This is a genomic window from Agrobacterium sp. 22-221-1, assembly GCF_053522445.1.
The window spans coordinates 371,077-379,921 of record NZ_JBNWCL010000003.1 but is presented as its reverse complement, the minus strand read 5'-3'; the positions used below and the strand labels follow the sequence as shown (position 1 = coordinate 379,921).

General features: G+C 55.3%; 9 protein-coding genes. 4 read left to right on the top strand and 5 right to left on the bottom strand.

What is annotated here, in order from left to right; translation table 11 throughout:
* Positions 1-351 precede the first annotated feature (351 nt).
* From ACQZ5N_RS07455 to ACQZ5N_RS07445, 3 genes are all read right to left on the bottom strand, one after another.
* Positions 352-630, bottom strand: a complete 279-nt coding sequence (locus ACQZ5N_RS07455; RefSeq protein ID WP_448732550.1) for a tyrosine-type recombinase/integrase — start codon at positions 628-630, stop codon at positions 352-354.
* Between the two features lie 339 nt (positions 631-969).
* Positions 970-2,115, bottom strand: coding sequence for a DGQHR domain-containing protein (locus ACQZ5N_RS07450; RefSeq protein WP_448732549.1), 1,146 nt, complete (start codon positions 2,113-2,115; stop codon positions 970-972).
* Between the two features lie 526 nt (positions 2,116-2,641).
* Positions 2,642-3,490, bottom strand: a complete 849-nt coding sequence (locus ACQZ5N_RS07445) for a DNA adenine methylase (RefSeq protein WP_448732558.1) — start codon at positions 3,488-3,490, stop codon at positions 2,642-2,644.
* Positions 3,491-4,052: 562 nt separating this feature from the next.
* On the opposite strand from ACQZ5N_RS07445, the gene ACQZ5N_RS07440 reads away from it, so the two are divergent.
* Positions 4,053-4,568, top strand: coding sequence for a disulfide bond formation protein B (locus ACQZ5N_RS07440; protein ID WP_448732548.1), 516 nt, complete (start codon positions 4,053-4,055; stop codon positions 4,566-4,568).
* A 30-nt stretch (positions 4,569-4,598) separates the two neighbouring features.
* Here ACQZ5N_RS07440 and ACQZ5N_RS07435 read toward each other — a convergent pair whose 3' ends face one another.
* On the bottom strand, positions 4,599-5,156 hold the full coding sequence (locus tag ACQZ5N_RS07435) for an HNH endonuclease (RefSeq protein WP_003585610.1): 558 nt from the start codon (positions 5,154-5,156) through the stop codon (positions 4,599-4,601).
* Positions 5,157-5,504: 348 nt separating this feature from the next.
* Between ACQZ5N_RS07435 and ACQZ5N_RS07430 the strand changes: the two genes are divergently transcribed.
* The 3 genes from ACQZ5N_RS07430 (at position 5,505) to ACQZ5N_RS07420 (ending at position 7,542) form a co-directional block, all read left to right on the top strand.
* A complete protein-coding gene (locus ACQZ5N_RS07430; protein WP_448732547.1) occupies positions 5,505-5,804 on the top strand; it encodes a hypothetical protein in 300 nt (99 codons plus the stop codon).
* 146 nt (positions 5,805-5,950) lie between these two features.
* The gene (locus tag ACQZ5N_RS07425) at positions 5,951-6,556 is read left to right on the top strand and encodes a transglutaminase-like cysteine peptidase (protein WP_448732546.1); all 606 of its coding nucleotides are present in this window, start codon (positions 5,951-5,953) and stop codon (positions 6,554-6,556) included.
* A gap of 194 nt (positions 6,557-6,750) precedes the next feature.
* Positions 6,751-7,542 carry a metallophosphoesterase family protein gene (locus ACQZ5N_RS07420; RefSeq protein WP_080854411.1) on the top strand — a complete coding sequence of 264 codons (792 nt, stop codon included), beginning with the start codon at positions 6,751-6,753 and terminating at the stop codon, positions 7,540-7,542.
* 71 nt (positions 7,543-7,613) lie between these two features.
* Here ACQZ5N_RS07420 and ACQZ5N_RS07415 read toward each other — a convergent pair whose 3' ends face one another.
* A complete protein-coding gene (locus ACQZ5N_RS07415; protein WP_448732545.1) occupies positions 7,614-8,840 on the bottom strand; it encodes a glycosyltransferase family 4 protein in 1,227 nt (408 codons plus the stop codon).
* Positions 8,841-8,845: the final 5 nt, after the last annotated feature.

The following is an 8,845-nucleotide window of genomic DNA, read 5'->3' as shown; positions in this document are numbered from 1 at the left end:
AATGGCTCCGCACCGCACCCCGCCGCTACCGCCCCGAATACAGCAACCCAAAACCGCTGGAGCGAACTCAAAACTGGATAAAACTTGGGGGCAAGGTCAGTCCCATGTGGATCACTCCGTTGCCCCCGTCGCTCACCGCGTTGGGGGAAGGTTCACATGGCTCAATTCTCAATGGAAATTATGCGCCTAACCGGCTCAGTTCCGCGTGGAAACCAACAGGAGTGCTGGTTCGATCCCGGCTTGGGGTACCATTACCAGAAAATCGCATTGATTTTCTTGGGTTTTCCGCCTCTAGATGTCCAAGTAGTTCACATCGTATAGAAAAGTTGGACACTTTTGTTCTGCTTTTGGTCAATCGTCGCTGTCGTCGGCGGTCTGATCCCTAAGCTTGATAGCGCTCTTCGCCAGCACTTTTTGGCGAGCCGCCTTGGTGTAGCGGATCACTTGTTTCGATGTTGTATGGCCGGTGATTGCCATTATCTGGTGTTCGGTCGCGCCGCGATCCGCAAGGCGTGCCGCGGCGGCTTTTCTCAGGCCGTGGGCGCTGCAATGCGGAAGCTTTGCTTGATCGCACCGCTTCCGAAACCAGTTATCGTAGTTTTGTTGGCTCGCTTTGAAAGCGTGTCGCAAATCTCCCAAACGTTCGCTGCAAGGGAGTAAACAGCGATAGGCTCATTACAATACCAGTGGATGTGGATCGCTGCTAACAATTGTCGCCGAGCCGCGTCAAGCTTCGTGATTTGATCCATTACAAGCCTCAGTGTTTCAAGGCGGACGGCAAAGGCCAGTGGACGACGACGGCTTAGATGTCGTCGTCTGCATCACCAACTTGAGGTGGTCTGTAGTTACTCGGTTCCTACTTCCTGTGCGACAAACGTGAGCGGCGCCGATGCGTGAAAAGATCTGAGAAATGTGGCACACGCGACAAGATTCGAACCTGTGACCTTTGGACTCGGCGCACGCGCCAAACTAGCGGAAGAGGTCATTCTGATCGCTTTTTAACTTTAGTGAACCCGTTAGGATCCTGTAGAGTGCGGCTTCACCAGACGTGCCTGGTTTAAAAGTGTTGGTGTTGAAATCCTCGTCTTTCAGTGGAACTGCTTCAAGATAAGGTAAGAAGTCTTGCGCAGATGGGACTTGTTCTCGGGTTCCAGCGGTCAGGTCCAAGTAGACCGGGCGCAGAAAGCGCATCAACGCCTTGAAGCCGTTTGTTTTCGGCAGCACATTTCCGCTTCTTTGCATGTCATCCCAAGAAGTCGGCCAACGATCCCGCACAGCTGTGAAATAATTGAGGACGATCTGCGTTATTTCAGTATCCTTTTCCTTCAGAAATAATTGACGAAACGGATATCTCTGGTGTTCGTCATAAGAAGGTAACGGTAACGAAATAGTTCGCAGAAAAAAGTTGCGATCCGACATCGGATCTTTCGACATAAGATCCAACAGCGATTCGACGACGGCGGCTTGGGTCAACGATTCGCCCTCCCTCCCTGCGGTAGCGTTTCCTAGGCGCTTGATCCGCTTGTAGAATGGACTGAATTCCAGTTGATCTAATGCTACCGTGATGTGGTGAGCCGTCTTCTGAGGGCTTCTCTTCTTTTCGTAGTCTAGTAGATCGTAGACGAGGCTTCTGTTCACCTTGGTCTGTGCGAGATTAACGGTAGCGAAGATGTTTGCCTGCGTTGCAATGTCGGCGCCCACAAACACAGATACGCTCACTTCGAATGTCTCTCCGTTGAAATTGGTAAGGCCGTCCACTCGGTGTTGGCCGTCAATAATGCGTGCGACGTCGTTGAGGGGAACATCCGCTGACGCGAGCAGGGTAAGGGCGCGCTCATCAGGATCCCAGACCGCATTCGCCTCATCGACGGCGAGGATAATGCTACTAGGAAATGTAGCATCAAACGAATTCACATAGTCTTTTAATTCCCGAGAACGCGTTTGCGACAGACGACGCTGGATGCCGATATATCGGTCAATCTCGTTTTCCTCCAACCGCCGAATATCCGCGACAGCAACTTGCGCCAGGTCTTTGGAATTCATCACGCCGACATAGAAAGCGCCGATTGGCTGCTCAACCTTGAGTGCGGGAAATTTTATTGCATCAAAGGTCATTTTCTCGCTCCGTGACCGTCAGTCACATTCTTCATTATGTCTTTGATTTGATCCCCGTCCGAAAGTCGCAAAGACGGGATCGACCGCTGTTGGTACATTGAGACAATCCAGAGTGCCGCGGCGAAGCCAAGAAGGAACTTAACGTAGGCTTCAGCAAATTCGTGGTTTTCTACTGGCCCTTTTAGATCGCGAAAGTACATAGGCGAAGCAAAAAAGAATAAAAGCAGGGGAAGAACGATTAATGCCAAAATTGTTTTAGGTCTGTGCTTCGAGTAATGTAAATTGAGAAGAAACCACGCGGTAGATGACGCGAGCAATCCAGAGGTATATCCTAGTATATCCCCGTATCTGTAACTGGACATGAACATCGACCATGCAGCAGTCCAAGTCATCTGCGCAGAATCCATTCCTTCATATAGAAGCCGGAGCACGATTGGAACGTGCATAATGAGCAAAACAATCACTGCCTCAAATACCGAGGCACCTAGCATAGAGCCTCGCTCACGCAACAAATTTAAGTTGTCCATCACATTACAACCATTATCTCGTCTACTGCGCGTCGATTCGAACTGCTTGCCGCTAACACGCTGCTACGGCAGAGTTTATGAATTGTTCCCGTGCCTTCATAGAGTTCCAATAGGGAGTGATGAGCAGCGTTGGAAACAATAACCCGCGCACCCCTCTCTCTCGCAGCCACTAGACAATCCCGAAGCCTAATTTGGTCAGCCCAACTGAAGATGTGCTCGTTATACTTTAGAAAACCGTTGTCGTTGTGCTGAACGGTGTATGGCGGGTCCGCGTAGATAAGATCTCCTTGCCCGGCGCGGCCAATAGTCGCCTCAAAGTCGCAAGCCAAGACGTCTGCGGATTGGAGACGATCTGACACCCACCGAAAATTGTCGGTCGGAAGTACAACGGACGATTTCGTACCTTTTGGTACATTGAATTGCCCTCGACGATTTACGCGGTAAAGACCATTCCAGCACGTACGATTAAGATAAATGAATTGCGCCGCTCGCTCGACACTGGAACTAAGGTTCGCTCCCCGCATTTCGTAGTAGTACTTCGTATCATGCCTTGCTTGATGGTGTTCGAGTAGCACCTCGACGTCACGGTACGACGACTTGATCGTGTTATAACATTCCACAAGCCTCGGATTGAGGTCCGACAAGAGCGCGCGAGCAGGACTAATCTTAAAGAAGATTGAAGCTCCCCCCAAGAACGGCTCGACATACGAACCGTTGAAATTGGGGAAAAGGTTTATGTGGCGCTCTGCTAACCAACGCTTTCCACCGGCCCACTTCAAGAAGGGGGAGATCGTTTTGGGCTTTATTGGGCCGTAAAGCAAGTGATATGTCCCTAGTTCGTTTTTCATCATATTTACGATCAAAGCGTAATCAAACTCATAACGCGAGTAAGGCCCTGATAATTCTCTACTTAAACGGGATTGAGATCCTCGAAGCAAGTGGGGCTATCCTATTTTGCGGTATGACCTGGAAAAAGGTCGTCTCCAGCAAGTTGCCAGCAACCAATCGATGCAATGTTTCCTCCGAAATCAATGCTTGGACACTTTTCAAGAAAAGCTAATGGACGGGTGGCAGTGATCGGTGTTCAAGCATGGCGCAAGTCGCTGATTTTGTTCAAAATCAGCGGCCCGGCTTGGGGTACCATTTCCAAAAGTGCATTGATTTCTCTAAGCTTTGTCCAGCACGCGCCTGTGAACTCTTCGACAGTCTCACGCCACCAACAAGCTCACGAAACTTTGCTTGCGCACCCCCTGAATATTGCCAGGCTTTCATTTGCCAGATGCGGCGGACTCGATTAGACGAATCCCGTTACACCCCGTGAGGACCGGCGACTTAATTTCGCCATCACGCCCGCCTTTTTGAAAGCCCGTCCGGGATATCTGCTTCTTCGCGAAGTTTGAGGAAAACAACATGGCCAATGCGACCACCGCCGACAATAGCCGCACGCTCGCCGCTCTCGGCGTCACGGCGGGAATGATCTTCACCGTCGGCTCCGCCCTCGGTTTTCAGCATATTGGCGGTTATACGCCCTGTGCGCTGTGCCTGCTGCAGCGCGATCCCTATTATTACGCCATTCCGCTGGGCATATTGGCCATTGCGACCAGCATCTTCAAATTGCCGGTTCAGATCACCCGGCTGCTTCTTGCCCTTATCGGCGTGGCGATGCTGATCGGCGCCGGGCTCGGCGTTTATCATGCCGGTGTGGAATGGGGTTTCTGGGAAGGGCCGATCACCTGCGCCACCGGGGCGCCTTCCATCACCACCAATGCCGGCGATCTGCTGGGCAATCTGAACGCCATCAAGGCGCCTTCCTGCAACGACGCCGCTTTACGGGTGCTCGGCCTTTCCTTCGCGGGCTGGAATGTCATCGCAAGCGTTGCACTTACGGCAGTCGCCTTTTTTGGCGCGAGCCGTAAAAGCCGGTAAGCGGAAAACCGCGTTGCAGTCCTCGAAAGATCAGGGCTGCAGCTCGGTATCCCAGTAAAGATAGTCCATCCAGCTTTCGTGCAGATAATTGGGCGGGAACAGCCGCCCGTTATTGTGCAGATCCTGAACCGTCGGCTGGAAGGGCTTCTGCGCCGGGAACATACCCGCCTGCTTGGGAAGCTTGCTGCCTTTTTTAAGATTGCAGGGAGAGCACGCCGCAACGACATTGTGCCAGGTGGTTTCACCACCATGCGCGCGGGGAATCACATGGTCGAAGGTCAATTCGTCCCGCGTGCCGCAATACTGGCATTCGAACTTGTCCCGAAGGAAAACGTTGAAGCGGGTGAAGGCCGGGTTGCGGGTGGGCTGCACATAGGTCTTGAGGCTGACGACGCTCGGCAGCCGCATGGAAAAGCTGGGGGACGACACCGCGTGATCATATTCTGCAATGATGTTCACACGGTCTAGAAAGACGGCCTTGATCGCGTCCTGCCAGGACCATAACGACAAGGGATAATAACTCAGTGGCCTGTAGTCTGCGTTCAGAACGAGCGCCGGCAGGGCCTGTGGTGAAACTGCAATCGTCAAGGGCTTCTCCTGAGCGATTCGGCATCTGCACTTGTATATTAGGTCCGTTGTTACAGGATTGTGAAGCCTATAAATGCAGCGGCGAAGAGCTTAATTTTTGAGCCGTAGAATGGCCTTTTTCGCATTCCTGACGATCGAGCGGCACGGTGACACCTCCTGGCGTTGTGACACCGCTGGCCGATGCGGCAGGAAGGCGATTCGGGCCTTCGCCAGGCACAAATCCTTCTCACACCGGATGCACTATCGGTGATATGATTACCCCCGACGGACGACTGGAAAATCAATGCGCGCCGGGCGTGGCAAATGTGCGGCGGCGGCATTCATCATTTCGTCAATGGAGGAACGGTCATGAGGTTGGGCAGGCAGCAAGCGGCAGCATTGCGGGGCGGCCTAGCGGCCGGCGTTCTGACCGCCATGATCTGCCTCTCCGTGGGCGCCCATGCCCAGCAGTATCAGAATTTCGAAGTGACGCCGGATGGCCGCGGCGGGGCGCAGGGAACGATTGGCGGGCGCAATTTCGAAGTTTACCGAAATTACGACCGGCCACCGGCAAGCCGCGCCTCACCCGAGACCCGACGTGAACTCAGGCGGGCTGTCCCGCAGCAGACCTGTATTGTCGACACCGAGGGTAGAACCCGCTGCAGGTGAGCGCGAGCCCGGTTTTCCGGCTGTTTTCAGCGCGCTGTCACAAAATTAGATTTCGTTAAAATGCAATCTATCGACTTAAACGGCCCGCAAGAATGGGTCGCTATGGTGCCAGGCACAAGACAAGACAATTGTGCAGGGGCAAGGACATGGCGAAGAGAACAATCCGTCTGGCAAAGATTTTTGCCGTCGCTGCCGGCGTGGCGGCAAGTGTTGCGACAACGGCATCGGCCGTCCAGCTCGGTGGCCTTGCCCAGAAGCCCGGCGCCTCGCGGCCCGGCCAGTTCATGACCACGAGCCGTCCCACCATCGCACCCATCGCCTTTGCGAAATTCTGTGAAAACGCCGCCGACCAGTGCCTCCGTATTGGCGACCGCGATACGGTGGAACTGAGCAAGCAGAAGCGCACGGAACTCCAGCGCATCAACGCCGAGATCAACACCTCGATAATCTATGCCAGCGAACAGGACGGCGAAGACGACTGGAAACTGAACCCGGCAAGCGGCGACTGTGAAGATTTTGCGGTGACCAAGCGGCAACGCCTCCTGCGCGCCGGCTGGCCTTCGGGGGCCCTGCGCATCGCCACAGCCCGCACGACGGATGGCATAGGACATGCCGTTCTGGTCGTCAGCACCAGCCAGGGCGATCTGGTGCTGGATAACCGCACCAATGTCGTCAAGCCGTGGAAAGCGGTGGATCTGAAATGGATCAAGATCCAGTCGCACGAGGACCCGCGTGTCTGGCTGAAACTCTAGAACGCGGTTTCAGGCTGAAGCCGCCCTTTCGGACGGCAGGCATTTCGATTGCCGGTTTAAGGCAACGTATCTTTCGACCATCAAAGCGGGTATTCTTCCCCACAGAATCGGCGCGTCAACGCAGCTTTGGCGGGTGATGCGACAGCCGCCTTCAACGCTCTTGACCTTGTGCGGGAGAGACAGTATCGGCAGCTATGCCCAAGGTGCTCAACTGGATTCGCGGTCGTAAACAACCAGCCTCCCGCGACGACCGGAGGCGGCGCAGAATTGACCTTGGCGACAAGCCGGCCTCCTTCCCGATCTATGCCATTGGCGACGTGCATGGCAGCCTCGACCTGCTGTTGCAGGCGGAGCGGAAAATCCTTGCCGATCTGGGACCCGACCCTTCTCCCGCGCTGGTCGTTCTCCTCGGCGACTATGTCGATCGCGGACGCGATTCCCGTGGCGTTCTCGAACATTTGCTTCAGCCGCCGCCCGCGCCGCTGCGCCGTATTGCGCTTTGCGGCAACCATGAGCAACTCTTCCATGACTTTCTCGAAAATCCGCAGCAGAATATGCACTGGCTGGACTTTGGCGGCCGCCAGACGCTTTTATCCTACGGCGTCGATATCGACTATTTCCTGCAAAAGGGCCGCCTGAGACTGCAGCCATTCAGGGACGCCCTGCTCGGCGCAATTCCGCAGACCCACCGCCAGCTTTTATCCAGCCTGCCGATCTACGCCCGGATAGGACCCTATATTTTTGTGCATGCCGGCTTGAGACCGGGATTGCCGCTGGAGGCGCAGACCGATGAGGACATGCTCTGGATCAGGGAGCCGTTCCTGTCGCAGGGGGCCGGACTGGATCTCGTCGTCATCCACGGCCACACGCCGGTAACCGAGCCGGAAACCGGCCCGCAACGGATCGGCATCGACACGGGTGCATTCACCACAGGCAGGCTCACCGTTCTCAGGCTTTCGGATGCGGGCTTGCACCTGATCGGTTGAGCGCGCGTTGCCCACCCGCATCAGTCCACACTAACTGAACAAGGCCCGATGGCGGCGTCAGGGCTTTGGTTTCAACCAACCTGCCTGCCGCTCAGAATATCATCGAGGACCGCCATTTGCTCGCGATTCCATTCAACGGCGTCCTCAAACGCCCTGTTTCCCAGTTCCTGCCGCTGATCGCGGCTGGAGGCGAGCTGCAGGATCGCGTCGGCGAAAGCCCGATGGTCATTGTCCTCCACAATGACCACGCCGCGCCGGTATCGTTCCGAAAGCCCCCTAACACCTGTGCGGGTGCTGATCGTCGGCACACCGGCAGCCAGGGCATCGAGCAATTTTATATTGATGCCTGTTCCGAGCGTGATGGGATTGATGGAGAGCGGCGCGCGCGCGAAGGCGTCCTTCAAATTATCCACGCGACCGAGCTTGAGAATGCCTTCCCCGTCTTCGATCTTGCCGCATATGCCGCCCGCCAGAACCAGACGAATATCCGGCCGGGCAGCCCTGACCAGCGGCATGACGTTCTGGAGGAACCCCTTCAGGGAAATGATGTTAGCGTCGTTGCCGGAACCGAGGAACAAGAAGTCGCTCGGTGTTAAGTCTTCCACTCTTCCGCCGAGATCGAGAATATGGCTGACGGTAGCAACAACCGGCGGCTCCCCCCCCAGCCGCTGCCTGAACGTCCGCTCTTCTTCCTCCTGAATGGCGACAACCACATCCGCACGGCGGAAAGCCTTGCTTTCCACGGCCGGCGGAACGGAGAACCAGTATCCATATTTGTTCGCGGTATTGACGAAAGCCTTGTGTCGGTCAGCGAAGGAATCATGGGTATCGAGAATGCGCAGCACACCCTTCGGCAATCCCAGGAACGCCCGCGAATGAAAGGCATATTCGACAATGACAGCATCGAGACCAAGCCGGCGCTGAAGGTCCCGAACCTGCCGGCCGATTTCGGGATAATAGAACTCATCGAGGTAATTATAAAAACCGCTGTCGCGGCCAAATAACCGGTGGACCTTTCGGACGGCTCGAAACGCCGTCAAACCAAGGTCGAAACCGACGTCACCGGCAAGCCTGCTTCTCAAGCCGCCTGCATGCCGTGAAACAAGGTGCAGATGATCAGGCCCGAATTCCGCCTCATGCCCCGCCCGATCGAAATCGGCGGCAATCGTACCCGCGACGTGAACGAAATGCACCTCGTGACCGAGGCTGCGTACGGCGCGCGCGAGCTGGAGAATCCTGCTTCGCGCACCTTCATTGGCGGGAACGACCGGAAATGCCGAGACGAAAGCGACTTTCATGAACG

What these genes read in the sequence shown, in the direction of transcription:
- ACQZ5N_RS07415 (WP_448732545.1), bottom strand. Translation starts at nt 8,840, where the DNA reads ATGAAAGTCGCTTTCGTCTCGGCATTTCCGGTCGTTCCCGCCAATGAA.
- ACQZ5N_RS07430 (WP_448732547.1), top strand. Translation starts at nt 5,505, where the DNA reads ATGAGGTTGGGCAGGCAGCAAGCGGCAGCATTGCGGGGCGGCCTAGCG.
- ACQZ5N_RS07440 (WP_448732548.1), top strand. Translation starts at nt 4,053, where the DNA reads ATGGCCAATGCGACCACCGCCGACAATAGCCGCACGCTCGCCGCTCTC.
- ACQZ5N_RS07445 (WP_448732558.1), bottom strand. Translation starts at nt 3,490, where the DNA reads ATGAAAAACGAACTAGGGACATATCACTTGCTTTACGGCCCAATAAAG.
- ACQZ5N_RS07420 (WP_080854411.1), top strand. Translation starts at nt 6,751, where the DNA reads ATGCCCAAGGTGCTCAACTGGATTCGCGGTCGTAAACAACCAGCCTCC.
- ACQZ5N_RS07450 (WP_448732549.1), bottom strand. Translation starts at nt 2,115, where the DNA reads ATGACCTTTGATGCAATAAAATTTCCCGCACTCAAGGTTGAGCAGCCA.
- ACQZ5N_RS07425 (WP_448732546.1), top strand. Translation starts at nt 5,951, where the DNA reads ATGGCGAAGAGAACAATCCGTCTGGCAAAGATTTTTGCCGTCGCTGCC.